The sequence below is a fragment of the Carnobacterium sp. genome, from assembly GCF_045617425.1.
Taxonomy (GTDB): Bacteria; Bacillota; Bacilli; order Lactobacillales; family Carnobacteriaceae; genus Carnobacterium_B.
Map to the genome: position 1 here is coordinate 58,506 of NZ_JAZLIO010000006.1, position 23,695 is coordinate 82,200.

A 23,695-nucleotide genomic window follows, 5' to 3' on the forward strand; every position below is an offset into this window, starting at 1 on the left:
TTTAATAAGGATTGGAGGGAAATGATTTGAGAAGAGTGTATGAAGAAGATCTGGCAAATTTACATGTTCATTTTTCGGAGATGGGTATGATGGTTAATGAAGCTGTTTACAAGTCAGTAAAGGCATTTACTAACCACGACAAAGAACTTGCCCAGCAAGTAATCGATAATGATGTCATAATCAATGCACGTGAAACGGAATTAGAAAAAAAATGTTTTGAGTTAATTGCATTGCAACAACCTGTTACAAGTGATCTGCGTAAAATAGTAACGGTTATGAAAGCTAGTGCTGATCTAGAAAGAATGGGAGATCACGCAGTCAGTGTCGCAAAAGCCGCTATTCGAGTTAAAGGTACAAAACGTGTTCCAAAAATCGAAGCCAATATAGCAGAACTTTCAGAGAAAGTAAAAGTGATGGTTGAAGGTGTATTAGAAGCTTATATTAAGGAAGATGCTAACAAAGCAAAGGATTTAGCAACCGTTATTAACGACATTGATCAGGATTTTTATGGTATTTATCAACAATGTATTGATGAAATGAAAGCAGATCCTGAATTGATTTTAGGAGCAACAGATTACATGTTAGCTGCAAGATATCTAAAGCGCATCGGTGATTATGTTACCAATATATGTGAATGGATTGTTTATTTAAAAACAGGTAAAGTTGTAGAGTTGAATACAAGTAAACGATAAAAAGAAATAGTTTAAGCTGGTTTTTATCACTATTAAGTAAATTTAAATTGGAGAGAGATAAAAAATCTCTCATTTGATTTTGTAACAGTAGATCAGAGAAACAAAGAAAAAAAGCAGTAGACCAGAGATAAAACTCTATCTACCGCTTTTTTTCTTTGCTCTTTTAATTTAAAAAAGTTAGAATGATAATAAGGCATAATGTGCCTTTACACAATATTTACAATTACGCTATTTAATTTTTACAAAAGTACGCTATTATTAAGAAGTATGTAATTTAGGTAAATGCCTAGGAGGTATAAGATGAAATTAAAAAATAGTCGATTTCTGTTGCTTATTGTATTTGGGTTTATTCTAACAGCATGTGGACCTGTAGTAGAAGAAGAATCGATTACTGCAGTTGGGTCATCTGCTTTACAACCACTTGTAGAAGCTGCTGGTGAACAATTCAGTTCTGAAAATGTTGGGAAATTTATTAACGTACAAGGCGGAGGTAGTGGAACTGGATTAAGCCAAATTGCTGCAGATGCAGTAGATATTGGGAATTCAGACATTTTTGCTGAAGAAAAAGATGGCATCGATGCTTCTAAATTAGTTGATCATCGTGTGGCTGTTGTCGGAATCACACCAATTGTGACACCCGGTACTGGAGTTACTGATATTAGTATACAAGAACTGCAAGACATCTTTACAGGGAAAATTACGAACTGGTCAGAATTAGGTGGGAAAGATTTGCCAATAACGGTTTTGAATCGTGCAGCTGGTAGTGGAACACGTGCTACATTTGAACAATGGGTCCTAGAAGAAGGACAAAACAGCATTATTACACAAGAGCAGGAATCAAGTGGGACAGTACGTCAAATTGTTGCTAGTACACCTGGAACCATCAGTTATGTAGCTTTCTCATATGTAAACGACGATGTGGTCGCTTTATCAATAGATGGAGTAGAGCCAACAGATGAAAATGTAAAAACAAATGATTGGCCGATTTGGTCTTATGAACACATGTATACAAATGGAGAACCAACTGGTTTAACAAAAGAGTTTCTGGATTACATTTTATCGGATGAAATTCAAGCTTCATTGATTGGTGCTTTAGGCTATATTCCAACTAGTGAAATGGAAGTTGAACGAGATGTAGAAGGAAATACTGTACCTATAGAATAAATTGCTAAATAAAATGAATATGAGATAAAAAGATAGCATGAAGCTGAAGACGATCTTTCAATATGAAAAACCGACTTTCAGCTTGTTGTATTTGAGATAAGAGGAGGGCTTCTTTTGGAAGAGATTCAAGCAAGATTACTTGGAAACTCAAAAAAAGGTAGACTGGAAAAATTAGGAAAAACCGTTAGTTTTATTTGTATCGCTATTATCGTACTTGTAGTTGTGTCGATCTTGTATTTCGTTACGAGCAAAGGTCTTTCTACTTTCTTTACTGATGGAGTTTCTTTTTGGGGCTTTTTAACTGGTTCAATCTGGAATCCAGGAAATGTTAGTGAAGACGGATTGCCTCTTGTAGGGGCACTTCCAATGATTACAGGATCATTTTTAGTGACCCTGCTATCGGCAGCACTAGCGACACCTTTTGCAATCGGTGCGGCAATTTTCATGACTGAAATTTCGCCATCTACTGGGAAAAGAGTTTTACAGCCGGTCGTTGAATTATTAGTAGGTATCCCATCTGTAGTTTACGGATTTATTGGGCTGACCGTCGTTGTTCCTTTTGTTCGTTCTATTTTTGGAGGAACGGGTTTTGGTATTTTATCTGCTACTTTTGTGTTATTTGTTATGATTTTACCGACTGTGACAAGTATGGCAGTGGATGCTTTAAACTCTGTACCAAGACATTACCGTGAAGCTTCTCTTGCTATGGGTGCAACAAGATGGCAAACCATTTATAAAGTTGTTCTAAGAAGCGCAATGCCAGGATTGTTGACAGCTGTAGTTTTTGGAATGGCTCGTGCCTTTGGAGAAGCTCTTGCTGTTCAAATGGTTATCGGTAATGCTGCATTGATGCCGACAAGTTTAGTGACTCCGGCTTCGACCTTAACAAGTATATTGACTATGAGTATGGGGAATACAGTGATGGGAACACTAGAAAATAATGTTCTTTGGTCACTAGCCTTAATCCTAATGGTTATGGCACTATTCTTTAATATCTTAACGCGTTGGATCGGTAAGAAAGGGGCTATAAAATAATGAATGCAAAAAAATGGGATAAATTCGCAGTCGGTGTCTTATATGCTTTATCTATGTTCATCGTTCTTATTTTATTCAGTCTGCTAGCCTTTATTTTATGGCGAGGTGTGCCACAAATTTCATGGGAATTTTTAACTCAGCCTGCGAGATCGTTTCAAGTGGGAGGCGGGATAGGAATTCAATTATTCAACTCGTTTTACTTGTTGCTTTTAACGATGGTGATTAGTGCACCTTTAGCTTTAGGTGCTGCTATTTATTTGTCAGAATATGCAAAACAAAATTGGTTGACAGATATCATCAGAACAGCGATAGAAGTGCTAAGTTCATTGCCTTCTATCGTCGTTGGGCTTTTTGGCTTTTTGATCTTTGTTATTCAATTTGATTTTGGCTTCTCAATTCTTTCTGGTGCTCTTGCATTAACGATTTTTAACTTGCCATTGTTAACACGTACAATAGAAGACTCACTGCAAGCCATACCCGGTGTTCAAAGAGAAGCTGGATTAGCTTTAGGTTTGTCTCGTTGGGAAACCGTTACTCGCATTATTTTACCTGCAGCATTGCCTGGTATTCTAACAGGTATGATTTTAGCAGCTGGACGTATTTTTGGTGAAGCAGCAGCATTGATTTACACAGCTGGGCAAAGCGCACCGGCGCTAGATTTTGCCAACTGGAATCCACAATCGATTACAAGTCCATTGAATATAATGAGACCAGCTGAAACATTGGCTGTTCATATATGGAAAATCAACAGTGAAGGTGTTATGCCTGACGGAGCACAAGTGTCTGCAGGAGCTTCAGCTGTTTTGATTATTGCAGTATTATTATTTAATTTAGTTGCTCGTTACCTAGGAAGAAAACTGCAAAAGAAAGCTACTTCTGCTTAGTAAAAGAAATGAATTGTAGAAGTAATGCTTCAGTTAGATAAGGAGGATTTAAGGAATGCCCAATCAAGCTAACTTAGAAACAAATGTTTTAAAAATGGCCCCCGGTACGAAAATCGATTTGTCGACCGAAGATTTACATGTATGGTATGGAGATAATGAAGCCATCAAAGGTGTTTCGTTAGAATTTGAAGAAAATAAAATCACCTCTCTTATTGGGCCAAGTGGATGTGGGAAATCAACTTACTTGCGTTCGTTAAACCGGATGAATGATGAAATTGAATCGGCTAGAGTAACTGGAAAAATTATGTACGAAGGTATTGATGTGAATGCTTCAAATATCGATGTATATGAAATGCGTAAAAATATTGGAATGGTATTTCAGCGTCCTAATCCATTTAGTAAATCAATTTACGACAATATTGCCTTTGCTTTAAGACGACATGGAGTCAAAGATAAAAATACGTTAGATGAAGCAGTGGAAACTAGTTTAAAACAAGCTGCTTTATGGGATCAAGTGAAAGATCAATTAAATAAAAGTGCATTGGCCTTATCTGGAGGACAACAACAACGGTTATGTATCGCAAGAGCAATTGCCCTTAAACCGGATATTTTACTTTTAGATGAACCAGCAAGTGCTTTGGATCCAATTTCTACTAGTCAAGTAGAAGAAACACTACTGCAATTGAAAGAAGATTATTCAATTATTATTGTTACTCACAATATGCAACAAGCTTCAAGAATTAGTGACTACACAGCTTTCTTTTATGTAGGAAACGTGATCGAGTACGATGAAACGAGAAAAGTTTTTACTCGTCCAAAAATTCAAGCAACAGAAGATTATGTATCTGGTCATTTTGGGTAGGAGGAAAAAGAGTGAGTAATGAAAAATTTATTATTGAATCTAAAGATGTTCATTTATACTATGGAAATAACGAAGCACTAAAAGGTGTTTCGTTAGACTTTAAGCCTAACGAAATTACTGCATTGATTGGGCCAAGTGGTTGTGGAAAATCTACTTTTTTAAGAACTTTAAATCGGATGAATGATTTGATTCCGAATGTGACGATTACAGGTAACGTAAAATTTGAAAACAAAGAAATCTACAGTCCTAAAATGGATACTGTTGAATTAAGGAAAAAAGTTGGTATGGTATTTCAACAACCGAATCCTTTTCCCTTTTCAATCTATGAAAATGTTGCCTATGGTTTGAAAATTGCAGGAATGAAAGACAAAGCTAAGATAGATGCTATCGTGGAAGAAAGTTTAAAAAAAGCAGCTGTTTGGGAAGATGTGAAAGATAAATTGCATAAAAGTGCTCTTTCGCTTTCAGGTGGACAACAACAAAGAGTCTGTATTGCACGAGTATTAGCAATTGAACCGTCTGTTATTCTACTGGATGAGCCTACAAGTGCTCTAGATCCTATTTCAAGCGCAAAAATTGAAAATATGTTATTAGAATTAAAAAAAGATTATACCATGATAATCGTTACTCATAATATGCAACAAGCATCAAGAATATCTGATAATACAGCATTTTTCTTAAATGGACACTTGATTGAACATGGGGAAACAAGACAAATTTTTACAAGACCTAAACAAAAAGAAACAGAAGACTATATTTCTGGACGTTTTGGGTAATTCGTTGCATAATTAAGAAAATGGTATAGGAGTGATGGAAAGTGAGACGAGTATTTGAAGAGGAATTAAATGATTTACACGTTCATTTTTTTGAAATGGGAAAAATGGTTAACGAAGCAATCTATAAATCAGTAAAAGCCTTTGTAAATCATGATAAAAATCTCGCTCAAGAAGTAATTGATGGAGACTTGGAAATTAACAGACACGAAGTTGAGCTAGAGAAACAATGTTTTGAAATGATTGCGTTACAACAACCGGTCACAACAGATTTAAGAAAGATTGTAACGGTTATGAAAGCTTGTGCTGATCTTGAAAGAATGGGCGATCACGCAGTTAGTATTGCAAAATCGACTATTCGAGTAAAAGGAAACAAACGAATCTATGAAGTGGAAGCAGAAATTGCTGAAATGTCTGAAAAAGTAAAAGTTATGGTTCAAGGCGTTTTAGATGCATATGTTAATTTTGATACAGAAAAGGCTAAACAAATAGCTTTAAGTGATCGAGCAGTAGATAAAGATGCAAAAAAAATCCACCATGATTGTATAGAACACATGAAAGCTGATCCAGAAATTGTGTTGGGTGGATCAGATTATATGCTTGTAGCTGGATACCTAGAACGAATTGGGGATTATGTAACAAATATTTCTGAATGGATCGTATACTTGAATTCTGGTAAAGTTGTTGAATTAAACACTCACAATAAAAATAGTCCTATAAATTAATCAACAAAAACGACTGGAAAATTATTCCAGTCGTTTTTTTAGCTAGTTTAGGATAAGAGGTATAGTTGTCAAGGTCTTTTGCTTTCTTAAGTATTCTATGTTAGGATAATAAAAATTTAACAAATGGAGGATGAGTTAAAATGGGGATGCATCAGTATATTAAAAGCTTAAGTGATTTAGAAAACATCTTTCGTTGTCCAGGGAAGTTTAAATATGAAGACCATTCTGTTGCAGCGCATTCGTTTAAAGTTACTCAAATTGCACAGTTTCTAGGAACTGTAGAAGAGCAAGCAGGAAATGAAATCAACTGGAGAGCACTATATGAAAAGGCGCTCAACCATGACTATACAGAACTCTTCATAGGAGATATTAAAACGCCTGTTAAATATGCGACACCTGAATTACGAGGAATGTTAGCAGATGTTGAAGATTCAATGACGGAAAACTTCGTAAAAAAAGAAATTCCAAAAGAATTCCAACCTGCTTATTTTGAACGACTAAAAGAAGGGAAAGATGAAACTTTAGAAGGGCAAATTTTATCTGTTTCAGACAAAATTGATTTGCTTTATGAATCTTTTGGAGAAATTCAAAAAGGAAATCCGGAACGCGTGTTTACTGAAATTTATGAAGAATCTTTAAAAACAATCTTAGAATTTAGACATTTGACGAGTACACATTATTTTTTGAAAGAAATCCTTCCTGACTTGTTAAGTGGGAACTTTACAAATCAAGATCAATTACAAAAAATAACGCAACGAATTGTTAATGATTCATTAAGTGACTAACAGATGAACAAACGTTCGCTAAAAATAATATAATATGATAAACTAGTAAGATAAAAGGGTAGGATGCATGTAGCTATCCTATCTTTTGTGTTTTCGTTAAACTATTCTTATAAACTAAATTTGAAGCATTAAAAATAACTAAAAAGGAAGTAAGCAAATGGCACATGATAAAATTACCGTCAAAGGCGCGCGTTCACATAATCTGAAAAACATTGATGTAACGATACCAAGAGACAAACTAGTAGTTGTTACCGGATTATCAGGGTCTGGTAAGAGTTCTTTAGCTTTCGATACTTTATATGCTGAAGGTCAAAGGCGTTATGTTGAAAGTCTTTCAGCTTATGCTCGTCAATTTCTTGGTCAAATGGATAAACCAGATGTGGATAGTATAGATGGTTTAAGTCCGGCTATCTCAATCGATCAAAAAACAACTAGTAAAAATCCACGGTCTACGGTAGGAACGGTAACGGAGATCAATGACTATTTAAGATTATTATATGCTCGTATTGGTCATCCTATTTGTCCAAATGACGGTACGGAGATTTCTAGTCAGTCTGTTGAGCAAATGGTGGACCGTGTACTAGAATATCCTGAGGGAACAAGAATCCAATTATTAGCTCCTATTGTTGTTGGAAAAAGAGGTCAGCACAAGAAAGTTTTTGATAAAGTTAAATCTGAAGGATACGTTCGTGTACGAGTAAATAAAGAAATGTATGATATTACTGATGATATTGAGTTGGAAAAAAATAAAAAGCATGATATTGAAATTGTTATTGATCGAATTGTAGTCAAAGAAGGCATCCGTTCGCGTTTATTTGATTCCTTCGAAGCAGCTTTGCGCTTAGCAGAAGGCTATGCGATTGCAGATATCATGGGTCAAGAAGAAGTATTATTTAGTGAGCATTATGCATGTCCTTACTGTGGATTTACTGTTGGTGAATTAGAACCTCGATTATTTTCATTTAATGCGCCATTTGGTTCTTGTCCCGATTGTGACGGATTGGGCATTAAGTTAGAAGTAGACGTTGATTTAGTAGTTCCAGATAAAAGCTTATCGTTGAAAGACGGAGCTATTTTGCCATGGAATCCAATTAGTTCAAATTACTATCCACAAATGTTGGAACAAGCTTGTAAACATTTTAAAATTGATATGACCATCCCATTTGAAGAATTGCCTGAAGAAGAGCAAGAATTTGTTTTGAAAGGTTCAAAGGGAGAATTATTCCATTTTCATTATAAAAATGACTTTGGTGGTGTACGTGATGTCGACATCCCATTTGAGGGTGTATTGACGAATATTCAAAGACGGTATCGTGAAACAAGCAGCGATTTTACAAGAGACCAAATGAGGTTGTATATGACGGAATTGGCTTGCCAAACGTGTGGTGGAAAACGATTAAACCCAGAAGCATTATCAGTAAAAATAGATGGAAAAGACATTGGGGAAGTATGTGAATATCCGATTGAAAAATCAATGCAATTTTTCGATGAATTGTCTCTATCTGAAAATGATGACATGATTGCAAAGCCTATATTGAAAGAAGTAAATGATCGATTGAGTTTTTTGAAGAATGTTGGGTTGAATTATTTAACCCTAAGTCGTACTGCCGGTACTTTATCTGGGGGAGAAGCACAGCGTATTCGTTTGGCAACTCAGATTGGATCTAATTTGTCGGGTGTTTTATATATACTAGACGAGCCTTCAATAGGGCTGCATCAAAGAGATAACAATCGACTTATTGAATCATTGCAAAAAATGCGTGATTTAGGCAATACATTAATCGTCGTAGAACATGATGAAGACACCATGAGAGCTGCCGATTATTTGATTGATATAGGTCCTGGTGCAGGTGAAAAGGGTGGAGAAATCATGGCCATCGGAACACCAGAAGAAGTTGCTAATAGTAAGAATTCCTTAACCGGCGCTTATTTATCAGGGAAAAAATTTATACCTGTTCCTAAAGAGCGTAGAACAGAAGATAAAGGTGCTATTCGCGTTAAAGGGGCAGCTGAGAACAACTTGAAAAATGTAAATGTTGATTTTCCGCTAGGCCGTTTTGTAGCTGTTACGGGTGTTTCTGGATCTGGTAAGAGTTCTTTAGTTAATTCTATTTTGAAAAAGACCTTATCTCGGGATTTAAATCGTTCAAAACAAAAACCTGGAAAATACAAATCATTAGAAGGTCATAAAGGATTAGAAAAAGTTATTGATATTGATCAAAGTCCAATAGGACGGACACCTCGAAGCAATCCAGCAACGTATACAAGTGTATTTGATGATATCCGCGATTTATTTGCTCAAACAAATGAAGCTAAAATTAGAGGGTACAAAAAAGGGCGTTTTAGTTTTAATGTGAAAGGCGGACGGTGTGAAGCATGTAGAGGAGATGGAATTTTAAAAATTGAAATGCATTTCCTTCCTGATGTGTATGTACCATGTGAAATCTGTCATGGCACACGTTACAATTCAGAAACCTTAGAGGTCAGATACAAAGGGAAAAATATCTCTGATGTGCTGAACATGACAATAGAAGAAGCAGTTGTCTTTTTTGAAAATGTTCCTAAAATTCGTAAAAAGTTGCAAACAATCATCGATGTTGGATTGGGATATGTAACACTAGGACAACCGGCTACCACATTATCAGGTGGGGAAGCACAACGAATGAAGTTGGCTAGTGAATTACGCAAAAGTTCAAACGGAGATAACTTCTATATCCTAGATGAACCTACGACAGGATTGCATACGGATGATATTGCGCGACTACTAGTTGTGCTAAATCGATTAGTTGAAGCAGGCAACACAGTTTTAGTTATTGAACATAATTTGGATGTGATTAAAACAGCGGACTATGTGATTGATTTAGGACCAGAAGGTGGAGCAGGTGGAGGTACGATCATCGCTACTGGAACTCCAGAGGAAGTCGCTAAGGTCAAGAAAAGTTTTACTGGACAATACTTGAATGAAATCTTGAAAAGAGATAAGAAGCGCGAAAAAGTGATTGAACAGTCAATTGAATAGTACAAAAAGGACGAATAAAGCTGTGATCAGTCAGTTGTATTCGTCTTTTTTAAAGTATTTCTTTTTTAAATTTAGTTGTTTCATGTTAAACTTAACGTGAAAACTAACCTCCTGTTCAGACTATGTAACGATAATAAAATCGTACTTAAGTCCTATGACAAATTTCCCTAGATGACGCATAATAATGATAATAACAAAGACAGTATACAACTAACTTTTAACATTATAAGGCAAACACTATCAAAGGAATTGAAAATTTTGAGGAGGAAATGACCATGAAACAAAGAGAAAGAATACTCGAACTAGTTAAACAAGGGATCATCTCTACTGAAGAAGCCTTAGTTTTACTAGAAAATGCAGCAAAAAAAGAAGGTAAAGAAGCGATTAAAAAAGAACAAGCTCATACGCAAGAGTCAAAAGAACAAACTGCTATACCACCTAAACCTGAAACACCATTTTTTAATGAAGAAACAGAAACTGATTCAGAGTTTTTAAAATCAGAAGAAGACGCTCAAGATGAAGCGTTCTCTGCTGAAGAACAAAAGGATCGCAATCAGTTGGAAAAAATATTAGAAAGTTTATCCAATGAAGCATCTTCTTATTCTGCAAAATTAGATGAAAAGAATCTTGAAATTGCGACACTTAGAAGCAAACTTAGAATGGTACAAGAAAAATTAATGGTACTTGAAACCAAAGAAGACTTAGATGAATTACATCCTGAAAAAGCACCTGAAATGAATCAAATGAAAAATGAAATCAATGAGTTAGACGTTCAATTGAAAGACTTAGAAGAAGAAAAAACTGAATTAGAAAATCAATTGAGAACGGTAAAAAGAAAACAATGGGGTACTCAAAAGAAACAAATTTCAGAAAAATTTGAGATACCAGAAGATTGGAAAGAAACAGCCAATGAGACATTGAATCAAGTAACAGGAAAAGTAGTGGATACTGGAAATCAATTTGGTAAGTTCATGAAAGAAACGTTCTCTACAGTGATGGAAAATATGGACTGGAAAGATGTTAATGTTCGTGTACCAGGTTTAGCTTCAACTAAATTCACACATGAGTTTAATTATCCTGAAAGTACAGCATCTATTTTAGATGTAAAAGTTGCAAACGGAAATGTACTATTTAAAAACTGGGATAGCCAAGATATCAAAGTTGAAGCTGATGTTAAAATTTATGGTAAATTAGACACTGCAACACCTTTAGAAGCTTTTGAAAAACGCAGCACTGTGGAAGTGACCGATGAAAAAATGGTATTCCACGTTCCAAACAAACGGATACGTTGTGACTTAGTATTTTACCTTCCTGAAAGAGTATACGATCATACCGCAATCAATCTTTTGAATGGAAATGTAAAATTTGAAGATTTCGAAGGAAAAGATTTCTATGTTAAATGCACGAATGGGAATGTATTTTTCCAAAATCTAACAGCTACCATGTTGGAAACTGATGGCGTTAATGGTACCGTTACAGTATTAGATAGCACAGTAAGAGATTTGATGGTAAAAAGTGTTAATGGCGGAATCGTTGCACATGGTAAAATTAAGAGTGGAAATCTTTCAACGGTCAATGGTACTGTAAAAGTTACATTAGAAGGTGAAGATTTAACACGTATGGCAGCTTCTTCTGTCAACGGAAGTGTAAAAGTATCTTTTCCTAAACAGTATAGTATAGAAGGAGAAGCAAAAAGTAATTTAGGAACGATTCAAAATAGAGTTGCAAATCTTGAAACACTTAAAGAAAGAAAAGACCGAACAAGTCAACTTCTAGAATTTAGAAGAATAGCGGATACGCAACTATTAGTGTTGAAATTAGAAACAACAACAGGTAATATTTTATTAAAAGAGGCAGATGAACTAGTTTGAAACAGTGTTGAAAATCAGAGAGGTGAATGAAAATGAAAAAATTGACTAAATCAAGAGACAATAAAATGGTGAGCGGTGTCTTAGCTGGAATCGCAGAATATTTCGGATTTGATCCAACGATACTCCGCATTATTTATGGAGCAGCTACTTTAATCGGTGTAGGTTCGCCGTTTATTCTGTATATCGTACTTGCTATCGTGATTCCAGAAGCTCCTAGAAATAATAATTCAGAGAATACAGGAACGTATGGATTCAAACCTGGAAATAAGCGACCAGAAAAAAAAGAACCACGTAAAGAAGCTGAGAAAGTTAAAGAGGAAGACTGGAGTGACTTTTAGTGAAATTTTGGCAAAAAATTATTGTTAATGCATTGATTTTCTTAGCCTTAGCTGGTTTTTTGCAAAATATGTTCTATGTAGAAAGCATATGGGTAGCATTAGGCGCCAGCCTTGTCTTGGCTATTTTGAATATGGCAGTAAAGCCGATTTTATTCATCTTATCCCTACCTATTACTCTCTTAACTCTTGGATTTTTCACTATCGTTATTAATGCAGCTATGTTGAGTATGACCGCAGCAATTGTAGGGAGCGGTTTTGAATTTTCATCATTTGGAGCAACAATGCTTGTGGCTATCTTGATGTCGCTAGTTAATATGTTATTAAATAGTCAATTAAGACAACCTAAGTGAATTGGCAATATGAGAAAAGATAAGTTTAAGACCCGAGTTTTCTAAATTGGAAACCGGGTCTTTTTTTAACGCATTTTATAAAAGTAATCAGATAGTCATAGGAGATGAGACGGTTGTTTCATTTCCTATGACTATTTTTTTGTTTTTAAAAGAAATTTAAACTTATAAAATGACTAATGTTAAAGCATTTAGTTTTTTTGAATAGGTTTTCTTTCTATTTCCTTTAAACAGAAGGATTAAAATGGTAAAATGAGAATCATATAGTAGTTTTAAACCATTAAAAATGAAATAAAAAAAAGATCTTTAAACAGAGGAGAAAAAATTATGACCAAAAGTGTGACTGTAAAACAATTAGTAAACTCTCTGAAGTTAGAAGTACATAACGGAGAAGAATTTCTTGATCGTAAAATTTTAACAGATGATATTTCACGGCCAGGTCTTGAACTTACTGGTTATTTTAATTATTATCCTCAAGAACGTATCCAATTATTTGGGAGAACTGAAATTTCTTTTTCTGAGCAAATGACGAGTGATGAACGGTTAATTGTGATGCGGAGAATGTGTCAACCAGATACACCTGCGTTCCTTATTTCAAGAGGCCTAACTCCTCCTAAAGAGTTGGTACAAGCAACAACTGAAAAAAGCATTCCTTTACTCTTATCCCCACAATCAACTACGCGTTTATCTAGCAATGTAACGAATTTCTTAGAAGCGGAATTAGCTGAGCGTATTGCTATGCATGGTGTGCTAGTAGATATTTATGGAATGGGCGTTATGATCACTGGAGATAGTGGAGTAGGTAAAAGTGAAACAGCTTTGGAATTAATTAAAAGAGGACACAGACTTGTAGCCGATGATCGAATTGAATTATATGTAATTGATGATAAAAAAATCGTAGGTGAGCCACCTGAAATTTTAAGTCATTTAATGGAGATTCGTGGAATAGGTATTATAGATGTTGTAAATCTATTTGGGGTTGGATCAATCCGTTTAAGTAAAGTCGTTAATTTAGTCGTTAATTTAGAACTTTGGGATAAAGAAAAAACGTATGATCGTTTAGGTAGTGGAGAAGAAAAACAGCGTATTTTGAATGTTGATGTACCAAAAATTTCGATTCCAGTTAGAACGGGTCGTAACTTGGCAATCATTATTGAAAGTGCAGCGATGAATACCAGAGCAAAAATCATGGGATACAATGCTACTGAAACATTCGAACGCAATTTAGAAAAATTAATCAAAAAAAATTCAACTGGACAGTAAGATTGGAGATTAAAGCATGAGCAATCTGTTAGGAGCAATTAATCCGATTGCCTTTTCATTAGGACCTCTTGATGTATATTGGTACGGAATCATTATCGCTGCAGCTATATTTGTGGCAATTTTTTTAAGTATGCGAGAAGCTGAAAAAAGAGGAATTGATGGAGAACATATCGTGGATATGGCTCTTTGGGCGCTCCCGATAGCTTTCATTGGAGCACGTTTGTATTATGTAATATTTGAATTAGACTATTATCTTCAAAATCCTGGTGAAATTATAGCAATTTGGAATGGTGGTATAGCGATTTATGGTGGCTTGATTGCGGGAGGTCTAACAGTCTACTGGTACACAAAGAAACATGGGATTCCACTTTGGTTAATGTTGGATATTTTAGCACCAAGCGTACTGCTAGCGCAAGCAATTGGACGTTGGGGCAATTTTATGAATCAAGAAGCACATGGAGGAGAAGTAACGAGATCGTTTTTGGAAAATCTATTCTTACCTGAATTTATTATCAAGCAAATGGAAGTTAATGGCGTTTACTACCAACCTACTTTTTTATATGAGTCTTTATGGAGTTTAGCTGGTTTTTTACTAATCGTTATCTTACGAAATAAAAAGCACTTATTTAGACAAGGCGAAGTGGCATTAAGTTATGTACTATGGTATTCTCTGGGACGTTTCTTTATAGAAGGTCTTAGGACAGACAGTTTATGGATTTTTGATTTTATTCGAGTGTCACAAGCTGTCTCCGTTGTTTTATTTATAGGAGCACTTAGTCTATGGATTTACAGAAGAAGAGATTACCCCCCAGTTCCGTATTATTTAGATGGAATGAATCAATCAGAAAAGAAACAGTCGAAATAAAGGAGCCTAAGTAAAATGTCAAAGAAAGTAGCCGTTTTAGGAGCGGGTTCTTGGGGAACAGCTTTAGCAATGGTATTAGAAGGAAATGGGAATGATGTTCGTATATGGAGTCATAAAGCAAAACAAGCAGATGAAATTAATCTTAAACACACCAATAAATTTTATTTGCCTGCAGTTGTTTTAGCGGACAGTATTAAAGCGACTCATCATATTGAAGAAGCAATCAAAGACGTTGACGTGATCGTTTTTGTGGTTCCAACAAAAGCCATCCGTGAAGTCGCTAAGAGTGTTGCACCATTTTTAACTAAGAAAACGGTCATTGTTCATGCAAGCAAAGGGCTAGAGCAAGAGAGTCACAAACGCATTTCAGAAATTTTAGAAGAAGAAATTCCTGTAAGAAAACGCCAAGCGGTAGTAGCTTTATCAGGTCCTAGCCATGCGGAAGAAGTTGCGCTTAAAGATTTAACAACCATAACTGCAGCTTCAACAAATGAAGACGCGGCTAAAATCGTACAAGAATTATTTATGAATGACTATTTTAGAATTTATACCAACGATGATATTATCGGTGTTGAATTGGGCGCAGCTTTAAAAAATATTATTGCAGTAGGAGCCGGAGCACTTCAAGGATTAGGTTATGGAGATAATGCAAAGGCAGCCTTAATGACTAGAGGATTAGCTGAAATAAGTCGTTTAGGTGTTGCTTTTGGTGCAGATCCAATCACTTTTCTTGGATTAAGTGGTGTAGGTGATTTAATTGTCACTTGTACAAGTATCCATTCTAGAAACTGGCGAGCTGGTCACATGTTAGGTAAAGGAAACAGCTTGAAAGAAGTTCTTGAAAGTATGGGAATGGTTGTAGAAGGAATTGCAACCACTAAAGCAGCTTATGAATTAGCTCAGGAAAAAGGAATTGAGATGCCAATCACTGCAGCAATTTACGAAGTATTGTATAATGGAGCTAAAGTCGAAGATATTATCGTCTCATTGATGCAACGAGAAGGAAAATCTGAAGTATAAGGAAAGAAATACCTATTATCTAAATCAATTGGAGGAATAAAAGACATGCAAAAAGTACGTAAAGCAATTATCCCAGCAGCAGGATTAGGAACACGGTTTTTACCAGCAACAAAAGCTATGGCTAAAGAAATGCTGCCAATTGTTGACAAACCAACGATTCAGTTTATTGTAGAAGAAGCAATTAATTCAGGGATTGAGGATATTTTAATTGTCACTGGGAAAAGCAAACGTCCTATTGAAGATCACTTTGACTCAAATCCAGAACTGGAAGCCAATCTAAAATCTAAAGGAAAAATGGAACTTTTAGAATTAGTAGAAGAAACAACCGGTTTAAATTTATTTTTTGTTCGTCAATCGTATCCAAAAGGATTAGGCGATGCAGTCTTACAAGCTAAAGCATTTGTAGGAAATGAACCATTTGTTGTTATGCTTGGAGATGATTTAATGGAAGATGAAGTTCCACTAACCAAACAACTGATTAACGGATACGACAAAACCCATGCATCAAACATTGCTGTAATGAAAGTTCCTCATGAAGAAACCTCTAAGTATGGAATCATTGATGTAGAAGGACAAGTAGATGAAACAACCTATAATGTTCGTCGTTTTGTTGAAAAACCAAATCCAGAAGATGCACCAAGTGATTTAGCGATCATTGGACGTTACTTATTAACCCCTGAAATTTTTGATATTTTAGAAACACAAGAACCAGGTGCTGGAAATGAAATTCAATTAACGGATGCAATCGATACTTTAAATAAAACGCAACGCGTTTTTGCACATGAGTTTAAAGGAACCCGTTATGATGTTGGAGATAAATTTGGTTTTTTGAAAACAAGCATTCAATACGGTTTGAAACACCCAGAGATAAAAGATTCTTTAAATGAATACATTATTGAATTAGGTAAAAAATTAGAAGCTGAATAATCTACACTAGCTAAACTACAAAGAGGTGAACGAGAAATTGTTCACCTCTTTGTAGTTTTTTGGCTTGAACAAGACCTATTAAAAATACCACCTATATGCTATACTGGTTAGTAAATGTTACTTTAGAGGAGGATTGCATATGTCTGAAATTGAAAATCAAAAGGCGACGATTATAGAAGTTATTCCAACAAGTGAATTTTATTTTAAGCGTGGAATTGCTGCCTTTCAAAAAAATGAAATGGATCGTGCAAAAAAATACTTCTCACGAGCAGTAACCTTATCAAAAAATGAAGAGGAAAGTATTTTCGCCTCTTGCCAATTAGCTATTTGTTATCAACATACTGGTGAATACGATGAATCAATCGAAATTTTAGATGAACTAATTAAAAACAGCGGCGATATTTTTGCAGAAGCCTACTATTTCCAAGCCAATAATTATGCTTTTTTAGAAGATTTAGAACAGTCATTAATATTAGTAGAACAATACCTGACTCTAGACCCAGGCGGTGACTTTGTTGACGAAGCATCTGAGTTGCAAGAAACACTAAAAATGGAATTAAACGATTTTTAAGAAAAAATGCTTATTCACTTCTAATTTGTAAGCAAATAAGTAGCGATTATTTACAAATTGGTGTACAGTAAGATGAAATGATTAAAGAAAATGAGGGGTTTTATAATGGAGATACAAGAAAAAATTTATGATGTCGTTGTTATTGGAAGCGGCCCAGCAGGCATGACAGCTGCTTTGTATGCTTCAAGATCTAATTTATCTACACTAATGTTGGAACGTGGAGTCCCCGGTGGACAAATGATCAATACAGCAGAAATTGAAAATTACCCTGGGTTTAATAGTATCGCAGGACCAGAGTTATCTGAAAAGATGTTCGAAGGTTCTAAACAATTTGGAGTAGAGTATGCATATGCTGATGTTCAAGAAATCCAACAAGGAACAGAATATAAAACAATTATTGCTGGAAAAAAAATCTTTAAAACGCGCTCGATCATTATTGCAACAGGAGCAGAACACCGCAAATTAAATGTTGGTGGCGAAAATGAATACAATGGTCGTGGTGTCTCTTACTGTGCCGTTTGTGATGGAGCTTTTTTCCGTAATAAAGAGTTAGTAGTTATTGGCGGAGGAGACTCAGCTGTTGAAGAAGGAACTTATTTAACTCAATTTGCTAAAAAAGTTACGATTATTCACCGTCGTGATGAGCTAAGAGCCCAAAAAATTCTTCAAGATAGAGCGTTTAAGAATGAAAAAGTTGATTTCATTTGGGATTCTACCGTAGAAAATATTTATGGTGATGACAACAAAGTAACTGGTGTCAAAATTAGAAACGTTCATACAAGTGAAGTCAAAGAATTTCCTGCAGATGGCGCATTTATTTATGTTGGTATCTTGCCAAATACAGACAAATTTAGAGACTTAGGCATTACGGATGAAGAAGGTTGGATTCCAACTAATGAAACAATGGAGACTTCACAACCTGGAATTTTTGCTATTGGAGATGTTCGTTTAACTCCTTTACGTCAAGTTGCAACAGCTGTTGGTGACGGCAGTTTAGCAGGGAATGCCGTTTTCCACTATGTTGAGAAACTGAAAGAAAGCTTAGAAGCAAAAGCGATTACTTCAAATTAATAGTAAAGAAAAATAAATTTAAAAAGTAACAAAGAAAGGAACAAGAGAAATCTTGTTCCTTTTTTTATAGAAATTAACGTTATTCGTACAGATAATTATTTTATAATTAAAATTGTTAATAAATCAAAAAAGTTAGCTGATTATTCGAATTGAATTGTGTGCCAGGATGGATAAGAAGTGTTATACTTACAAGGGAAGCGTTAACGAAAAACAAAATACTACTAATTATGTAAAGGGTGAATTGAAATGAGCTGGAGAGAGACTTATCAACTTTGGGAAAATTTTAATGATTTAGAAACTGAATTAAAAGAAGAATTAAAATCTTTAAAAGATGATTCGGATACATTAGAAGATGCATTTTATGCTCCTCTAGAATTTGGAACGGCAGGCATGCGTGGAATCATTGGTGCGGGTGTTAATCGTATGAATGCTTACACAGTAAGACAAGCAACAGAAGGACTAGCTCGTTTTATGGACAGCCTTGGAAAAGAAACGCAAAAACGTGGAGTCGCAATCGCTTATGATTCAAGACATAAGTCTCCAGAATTTGCTATGGAAGCTGCAAGAACACTTGGAGCACATGGAATTCCGGCTTTTGTTTTTGAAAGTCTTCGTCCAACACCAGAATTATCTTTTGCTGTTCGTCATTTAAATGCATTTGCAGGAATCATGATTACAGCAAGTCATAATCCGGCTGAATATAATGGATACAAAGTGTACGGAGAAGACGGCGGACAAATGCCACCTAAAGAAGCAAATGCTTTAACAGACTATGTTCGCAGTGTCGAAAATATTCTTGAAATTGATGTGTTATCACAAGAAGATCTTGAATCACAAGGACTACTTACGATTATTGGAGAAGAAGTAGATAGTGAATACTTAAAAAATGTGAAAAAAGTTACAGTTAATCCAGAGTTAGTGAAGGAAATGAGCAAAGAGATGAAATTAGTCTATACGCCACTTCATGGAACTGGAAAAATGTTAGGTGAAAGAGCTTTGAAAAATGCCGGCTTTGAATCTATTTATCTTGTTCCAGAACAAGCTGAAGCAGATCCTGATTTTTCAACAGTTAAATCTCCTAATCCTGAGGAACCTGGCGCATTTGAATATGCAATCAAGTTAGGTAAAGAAATTGATGCTGATGTATTAGTTGCAACAGATCCAGATGCTGACCGCTTGGGAATAGCTGTTAAGACTGCAGAAGGTCATTATGAAGTGTTAACAGGAAATCAAATTGCTAGCTTGATGTTGCACTATTTATTAACTGCACAAAATGAAGCTGGAACATTACCTGCTAACGGTGTGGCTCTTAAATCAATTGTGTCAAGTGAATTACCAACACACATTGCAGAGCGTTTTAATGTTGAAATGGTCGACGTTTTGACAGGATTTAAATTTATCGCTGAAAAAATCAAGCAATATGAAACAGATGGCAGTCAAACGTTCTTGTTCGGGTTTGAAGAAAGCTATGGTTACCTTGTTTCACCATTTGTACGGGATAAAGATGCTATTCAGGCTCTTGTACTGATTGCAGAAGTAGCTGCGTATTATAAACAAAAAGGTGATACTTTATATGATGGTTTGGCACAAATTTTCCATGATTATGGACACTTTAAAGAAAAAACGATTTCCATCAGCATGCAAGGTATTACTGGAGCTGAAAAAATCAAAGCGTTAATGGTGAAGTTCCGAGAAGGGTCTCCTAAAGAGTTTGCAGGAATTGAAGTAGAAAGTGTAGAAGATTTTTCAATTGCTAAACGTACACTTCATGATGGAACAATAGAAGAGATTGATATGCCTACAGCTGACGTTTTGAAATACAAGTTAGTCGACAACAGTTGGATTGCTATCCGTCCGTCAGGAACAGAACCAAAAATTAAATTCTACATTGGCGCATGTGATGATTCAGGAGTAGAGATTGAAAATAAAGTTATTCGTCTTGAAGAAAGCATCAATTCAATCGTAAACGAATAAAAAGTAGCGAAAAAACAACGCAAAGTAGTTAAAATTGCGTTGTTTTTTCATGCTATTTAAAATAAAAAAGTTGGATCTTGGGTAAATTGACTAAGGATGGATTAAGTTTCAAAGAAAAGCTTGAGATAACTATACATGACACACCCGGCGTGATATAATATATTAGGTAAAGTCCAAAGAACCAAAAGAAAGAGGCGAATAAGATGGTAGATAGTCTACAATTAGTCATTCTTACTGGAATGAGTGGAGCAGGTAAAACAGTGGCAATGCAAAGTTTTGAGGATATGGGTTATTTTTGTGTGGACAATATGCCGCCAAGCTTACTGCCGAAATTTTGGGAATTAGTTAAAGAATCTGGTAAATTAACAAAAATTGCTTTAGTGATTGATCTGCGTTCGAGAGCCTTCTTTGAAGAAATCGTAACAGCTTTGGAATCTATGGATAATACCTCTTTTGTGACTACAAAGATAGTTTATTTAGATGCCAGTGATGAAGAATTGGTTTCGCGTTATAAAGAAACGCGACGCACACATCCTTTAGCAATGAATGGACGTCTTATTGTAGGAATAAAAAAAGAAAGAGAATTATTAGAAGACATAAAAGGCCGAGCACAAATTGTGATTGATACAACAAAATTGACGCCACGGCAATTAAGAGAAAAAATCAATAGTAATTTTAAAACCAATGATACTGAGTTATTTAGAATAGAAATGGTATCATTTGGATTCAAATATGGGTTACCAATTGATGCAGATGTAGTGATGGATGTTCGCTTTCTACCTAATCCTCATTATATTGATAATTTAAGACCGTTAACTGGTCAAGATAAACCTGTTTATGACTATGTAATGAAACAACCAGAAACAGAAATATTTTATCGTAAATTTACAGATTTATTAGAGTATATTTTGCCGGGATACAAAAAAGAAGGTAAAAACAACGTTACTATCGCAATTGGCTGCACAGGTGGAAAACACCGATCTGTAGCCTTAGTAGAACGGATTGCTCAGAAAATCGAAATCGATGGGTATCCTGTTCATGTTACTCATCGCGATAAAGGGAAGGTTAAAGAATCGGTGAATCGTTCATGATACAAGAAAGAAAGAAAAATAGACCTAAAATTGTGGTCATTGGCGGAGGTACTGGATTACCTGTAATTTTGAATGGCTTAAAATCAAAAGATGCAGATGTAACAGCCATTGTAACCGTTGCTGATGATGGAGGAAGTAGCGGAACGTTAAGGAATTATGCGAATATCGTTCCTCCAGGAGATATTCGTAACGTACTAATTTCACTTTCCAATATTCCTCCTGCTCAAAAAGAAATTTTTCAGTATCGATTTGATACAAATGATAATTTTTTAGCAGGACACTCAATTGGGAATCTCGTTATTGCAGCTATGTCTGAAATGAGAGGGAGTATTTTTGAAGCCATTCAATTATTGTCTAAAATGATGTTAGTAGAGGGACATGTTTACCCAGCAGCAGAAGAACCATTAACGTTGCATGCCATTTTTGAAGATAAGTCTAAAATTTCAGGCGAATCAAAAATTGCTAAAGAAAGAAAAAAAATAGAACGTGTATATGTAACAACAGTAGCAGATGATCATAAAGCTAAAGCTTCTAGAAAAGTCATTGCAGCTATTCATGATGCAGATATGGTCGTTTTAGGACCAGGAAGCTTATTCACTAGTATTTTACCCAATTTAATGATTGATGATTTAGGGGAAGCAGTCAAAGAAACTAAAGCAAAAGTCGTTTACATTTGCAATATCATGACTCAGCTTGGCGAAACTGAAAATTTTACGGATGCTGATCACGTATGCGTGTTGCATCAACACTTAAGTAAAAAATTTATTGATACAGTCTTGGTCAATATTGGTGAAGTTCCGGAAAATTATATGGATACCGAACGCTATAATGAGTACTTAGTACAAGTAGCCCATGATTTTAAAGGGTTAGCTGAGGAAGTTCCTTCTATTATATCAGATGATTTCCTTGAATTAAGAGACCAAGGAGTCTTTCATAATGGAACAAAAGTTGTGGATGAATTATTTAAATTAGCTTTTGACAATAGACGGTTAGAAAAAAGAAATAGTTATTAAATGTGAGAATAAATAATAGAAAGGGGGTTACTCCATGTCTTATGCTTCAGAAGTAAAAAAGGAATTGACTCAATTAGAAGTTCATAGAGAACACGCCAAAGCTGAACTAGCAGCTTTGATTCGGATGAATGGTACGGTTGGGTTAGTAGATAAAAAATTCATTCTAAACGTACAAACTGAAAATGCAGCTATTGCAAGAAGAATATACGTGTTGCTGAAAGATCATTTTGATGTTGAAAGTGAATTGTTGGTTCGCCGGAAAATGAAATTAAAGAAAAACAATGTTTATATTGTACGTTTAAAACACGGCACTAAGGAAGTGCTCTCAGATTTATCTATTATGGAAGGGATGTCTTTTCATAGTCATGTTTCTGATGAAGTAATGGCGAATACTCAAAAAGTAAAATCGTATTTACGAGGCGCTTTTTTAGCAGGAGGATCCGTAAATAATCCAGAAACTAGTCGTTACCATCTTGAAATCCATTCAAGTTATGAGGAACATAATGATGATATCTGTCAAATGATGAATCAGTTCGATATGAATGCTCGTACATTAGAAAGACGCAATGGATACATTACTTATTTGAAAGAAGCAGAAAAAATTGCAGATTTTTTAGCATTGATTGGCGCAACAAGTGGCATGCTTAAGTTTGAAGATGTACGAATAATCAGAGATATGAGAAATTCAGTAAATCGTTTGGTCAATTGTGAAAATGCCAATTTAAATAAGACGATTGACGCGGCAAGTAAACAGATTGAAAGCATTAAATTTATCGATGAAATGATTGGATTAGATAAAATTCCAACAAAATTAAGAGAAATCGCGCTTGTGCGTTTAGAATATCCAGAAGTAACGCTAAAAGAATTAGGAGAAATGATCCCTAGTGGAACGATTAGTAAATCCGGAATCAATCACCGCTTGCGCAAGTTGAATGAGATGGCAGAAAACTTAAGAACTAAGGAACGTACAAGATCCGTTGCAAGCAATTAAAAAAGTATAGGTATAAAGACATGCAAGAAATTTCTCGGTTGGGAGAGAAATGTAGACTTGGTCAGTCTATAAATTCTCCTTGTTTTTTCATTATAACTGGGCTACACTGTAATAGTTGGTGTTTTGGCGATTGTCAAAATAGGATTGTAACTGAAGCAGATTTGTTTGAGTATATCAGTCCCCTTAGTGTAATGGATATCACGCAAGATTCCGATTCTTGAAATGGGGGTTCGATTCCCTCAGGGGGCATTTAAGTAAGCCTAATGATGTTGGTACAGCAACACTTTGAAACGTGTTTCGTACAAATACCAGATACTATTGAAGAGAATACATGTAAAATTCAGACCCGGATTTCGTGGAAATACTTACGATTTTTGGATCTTTTTTTCTATCACATTGATTCTATAATAGTTT

At 35.2% G+C, this 23,695-nt stretch carries 22 protein-coding genes and 1 tRNA gene; all 23 read left to right on the forward strand.

Annotated elements, in window-relative coordinates; all coding sequences use genetic code 11:
- Nucleotides 1-26: 26 nt before the first annotated feature.
- The 23 genes from phoU (ACKI3H_RS02475) (at nucleotide 27) to ACKI3H_RS02585 (ending at nucleotide 23,530) form a co-directional block, all read left to right on the forward strand.
- Complete coding sequence (phoU, locus tag ACKI3H_RS02475; RefSeq protein ID WP_407370707.1) at nucleotides 27-692, forward strand: phosphate signaling complex protein PhoU; 666 nt, start codon at nucleotides 27-29, stop codon at nucleotides 690-692.
- Between the two features lie 300 nt (nucleotides 693-992).
- Nucleotides 993-1,856: a phosphate ABC transporter substrate-binding protein PstS family protein gene (locus ACKI3H_RS02480; protein WP_407370708.1), complete on the forward strand. Its 864-nt coding sequence runs from the start codon at nucleotides 993-995 to the stop codon at nucleotides 1,854-1,856.
- A gap of 114 nt (nucleotides 1,857-1,970) precedes the next feature.
- Nucleotides 1,971-2,891, forward strand: coding sequence for a phosphate ABC transporter permease subunit PstC (pstC, locus tag ACKI3H_RS02485; protein WP_407370709.1), 921 nt, complete (start codon nucleotides 1,971-1,973; stop codon nucleotides 2,889-2,891).
- Nucleotides 2,891-3,775, forward strand: coding sequence for a phosphate ABC transporter permease PstA (pstA, locus tag ACKI3H_RS02490; protein WP_407370710.1), 885 nt, complete (start codon nucleotides 2,891-2,893; stop codon nucleotides 3,773-3,775). Before pstC ends, pstA begins: the two co-directional genes overlap by 1 nt.
- Nucleotides 3,776-3,830: 55 nt before the next feature.
- On the forward strand, nucleotides 3,831-4,637 hold the full coding sequence (gene pstB, locus ACKI3H_RS02495) for a phosphate ABC transporter ATP-binding protein PstB (protein ID WP_407370711.1): 807 nt from the start codon (nucleotides 3,831-3,833) through the stop codon (nucleotides 4,635-4,637).
- 11 nt (nucleotides 4,638-4,648) lie between these two features.
- Entirely contained in the window at nucleotides 4,649-5,413 is a 765-nt protein-coding gene (gene pstB, locus ACKI3H_RS02500) for a phosphate ABC transporter ATP-binding protein PstB (RefSeq protein WP_407370712.1), read from the forward strand.
- A gap of 41 nt (nucleotides 5,414-5,454) precedes the next feature.
- A complete protein-coding gene (gene phoU / locus ACKI3H_RS02505; protein WP_407370713.1) occupies nucleotides 5,455-6,135 on the forward strand; it encodes a phosphate signaling complex protein PhoU in 681 nt (226 codons plus the stop codon).
- Between the two features lie 140 nt (nucleotides 6,136-6,275).
- Nucleotides 6,276-6,920, forward strand: a complete 645-nt coding sequence (locus tag ACKI3H_RS02510; protein WP_407370714.1) for an HD domain-containing protein — start codon at nucleotides 6,276-6,278, stop codon at nucleotides 6,918-6,920.
- A 157-nt stretch (nucleotides 6,921-7,077) separates the two neighbouring features.
- Entirely contained in the window at nucleotides 7,078-9,939 is a 2,862-nt protein-coding gene (gene uvrA / locus ACKI3H_RS02515) for an excinuclease ABC subunit UvrA (protein ID WP_407370715.1), read from the forward strand.
- Between the two features lie 275 nt (nucleotides 9,940-10,214).
- Nucleotides 10,215-11,810: a daptomycin-sensing surface protein LiaX gene (liaX, locus tag ACKI3H_RS02520; protein ID WP_407370716.1), complete on the forward strand. Its 1,596-nt coding sequence runs from the start codon at nucleotides 10,215-10,217 to the stop codon at nucleotides 11,808-11,810.
- A 32-nt stretch (nucleotides 11,811-11,842) separates the two neighbouring features.
- Nucleotides 11,843-12,148, forward strand: coding sequence for a PspC domain-containing protein (locus ACKI3H_RS02525; RefSeq protein WP_407370717.1), 306 nt, complete (start codon nucleotides 11,843-11,845; stop codon nucleotides 12,146-12,148).
- Entirely contained in the window at nucleotides 12,148-12,498 is a 351-nt protein-coding gene (locus tag ACKI3H_RS02530; protein WP_407370718.1) for a phage holin family protein, read from the forward strand. The genes ACKI3H_RS02525 and ACKI3H_RS02530 overlap by 1 nt, the downstream gene beginning before the upstream one ends.
- 324 nt (nucleotides 12,499-12,822) lie before the next feature.
- Entirely contained in the window at nucleotides 12,823-13,758 is a 936-nt protein-coding gene (gene hprK / locus ACKI3H_RS02535; protein WP_407370719.1) for an HPr(Ser) kinase/phosphatase, read from the forward strand.
- A gap of 16 nt (nucleotides 13,759-13,774) precedes the next feature.
- Nucleotides 13,775-14,623 (forward strand): prolipoprotein diacylglyceryl transferase, encoded by an 849-nt coding sequence (gene lgt / locus ACKI3H_RS02540; protein WP_407370720.1) that lies wholly within the window; start codon nucleotides 13,775-13,777, stop codon nucleotides 14,621-14,623.
- A gap of 15 nt (nucleotides 14,624-14,638) precedes the next feature.
- Entirely contained in the window at nucleotides 14,639-15,643 is a 1,005-nt protein-coding gene (locus ACKI3H_RS02545; RefSeq protein ID WP_407370721.1) for an NAD(P)H-dependent glycerol-3-phosphate dehydrogenase, read from the forward strand.
- 45 nt (nucleotides 15,644-15,688) lie between these two features.
- The gene (galU, locus tag ACKI3H_RS02550; RefSeq protein ID WP_350451132.1) at nucleotides 15,689-16,570 is read left to right on the forward strand and encodes a UTP--glucose-1-phosphate uridylyltransferase GalU; all 882 of its coding nucleotides are present in this window, start codon (nucleotides 15,689-15,691) and stop codon (nucleotides 16,568-16,570) included.
- 139 nt (nucleotides 16,571-16,709) lie between these two features.
- The gene (locus ACKI3H_RS02555; RefSeq protein ID WP_407370722.1) at nucleotides 16,710-17,141 is read left to right on the forward strand and encodes a tetratricopeptide repeat protein; all 432 of its coding nucleotides are present in this window, start codon (nucleotides 16,710-16,712) and stop codon (nucleotides 17,139-17,141) included.
- Between the two features lie 105 nt (nucleotides 17,142-17,246).
- Nucleotides 17,247-18,212 (forward strand): thioredoxin-disulfide reductase, encoded by a 966-nt coding sequence (gene trxB / locus ACKI3H_RS02560; RefSeq protein WP_407370723.1) that lies wholly within the window; start codon nucleotides 17,247-17,249, stop codon nucleotides 18,210-18,212.
- Nucleotides 18,213-18,458: 246 nt separating this feature from the next.
- Nucleotides 18,459-20,186 (forward strand): phospho-sugar mutase, encoded by a 1,728-nt coding sequence (locus tag ACKI3H_RS02565; RefSeq protein ID WP_407370724.1) that lies wholly within the window; start codon nucleotides 18,459-18,461, stop codon nucleotides 20,184-20,186.
- A gap of 203 nt (nucleotides 20,187-20,389) precedes the next feature.
- The gene (gene rapZ / locus ACKI3H_RS02570) at nucleotides 20,390-21,277 is read left to right on the forward strand and encodes an RNase adapter RapZ (RefSeq protein ID WP_407370725.1); all 888 of its coding nucleotides are present in this window, start codon (nucleotides 20,390-20,392) and stop codon (nucleotides 21,275-21,277) included.
- Nucleotides 21,274-22,290, forward strand: a complete 1,017-nt coding sequence (gene yvcK, locus ACKI3H_RS02575; RefSeq protein ID WP_407370726.1) for a uridine diphosphate-N-acetylglucosamine-binding protein YvcK — start codon at nucleotides 21,274-21,276, stop codon at nucleotides 22,288-22,290. The genes rapZ and yvcK overlap by 4 nt, the downstream gene beginning before the upstream one ends.
- A gap of 34 nt (nucleotides 22,291-22,324) precedes the next feature.
- Nucleotides 22,325-23,281 (forward strand): DNA-binding protein WhiA, encoded by a 957-nt coding sequence (gene whiA, locus ACKI3H_RS02580; RefSeq protein WP_407370727.1) that lies wholly within the window; start codon nucleotides 22,325-22,327, stop codon nucleotides 23,279-23,281.
- A 177-nt stretch (nucleotides 23,282-23,458) separates the two neighbouring features.
- A tRNA-Arg gene (locus ACKI3H_RS02585) sits at nucleotides 23,459-23,530 on the forward strand.
- Nucleotides 23,531-23,695 lie beyond the last annotated feature (165 nt).

Bases quoted from the DNA above. Each gene is read 5' to 3' on its own strand.
- ACKI3H_RS02480 (WP_407370708.1), top strand. From the start codon at position 993: ATGAAATTAAAAAATAGTCGATTTCTGTTGCTTATTGTATTTGGGTTT.
- yvcK (WP_407370726.1), top strand. From the start codon at position 21,274: ATGATACAAGAAAGAAAGAAAAATAGACCTAAAATTGTGGTCATTGGC.
- whiA (WP_407370727.1), top strand. From the start codon at position 22,325: ATGTCTTATGCTTCAGAAGTAAAAAAGGAATTGACTCAATTAGAAGTT.
- ACKI3H_RS02545 (WP_407370721.1), top strand. From the start codon at position 14,639: ATGTCAAAGAAAGTAGCCGTTTTAGGAGCGGGTTCTTGGGGAACAGCT.
- galU (WP_350451132.1), top strand. From the start codon at position 15,689: ATGCAAAAAGTACGTAAAGCAATTATCCCAGCAGCAGGATTAGGAACA.
- pstA (WP_407370710.1), top strand. From the start codon at position 2,891: ATGAATGCAAAAAAATGGGATAAATTCGCAGTCGGTGTCTTATATGCT.
- ACKI3H_RS02525 (WP_407370717.1), top strand. From the start codon at position 11,843: ATGAAAAAATTGACTAAATCAAGAGACAATAAAATGGTGAGCGGTGTC.
- ACKI3H_RS02565 (WP_407370724.1), top strand. From the start codon at position 18,459: ATGAGCTGGAGAGAGACTTATCAACTTTGGGAAAATTTTAATGATTTA.
- trxB (WP_407370723.1), top strand. From the start codon at position 17,247: ATGGAGATACAAGAAAAAATTTATGATGTCGTTGTTATTGGAAGCGGC.
- ACKI3H_RS02555 (WP_407370722.1), top strand. From the start codon at position 16,710: ATGTCTGAAATTGAAAATCAAAAGGCGACGATTATAGAAGTTATTCCA.
- hprK (WP_407370719.1), top strand. From the start codon at position 12,823: ATGACCAAAAGTGTGACTGTAAAACAATTAGTAAACTCTCTGAAGTTA.
- ACKI3H_RS02510 (WP_407370714.1), top strand. From the start codon at position 6,276: ATGGGGATGCATCAGTATATTAAAAGCTTAAGTGATTTAGAAAACATC.
- pstB (WP_407370711.1), top strand. From the start codon at position 3,831: ATGCCCAATCAAGCTAACTTAGAAACAAATGTTTTAAAAATGGCCCCC.
- rapZ (WP_407370725.1), top strand. From the start codon at position 20,390: ATGGTAGATAGTCTACAATTAGTCATTCTTACTGGAATGAGTGGAGCA.
- lgt (WP_407370720.1), top strand. From the start codon at position 13,775: ATGAGCAATCTGTTAGGAGCAATTAATCCGATTGCCTTTTCATTAGGA.
- uvrA (WP_407370715.1), top strand. From the start codon at position 7,078: ATGGCACATGATAAAATTACCGTCAAAGGCGCGCGTTCACATAATCTG.
- liaX (WP_407370716.1), top strand. From the start codon at position 10,215: ATGAAACAAAGAGAAAGAATACTCGAACTAGTTAAACAAGGGATCATC.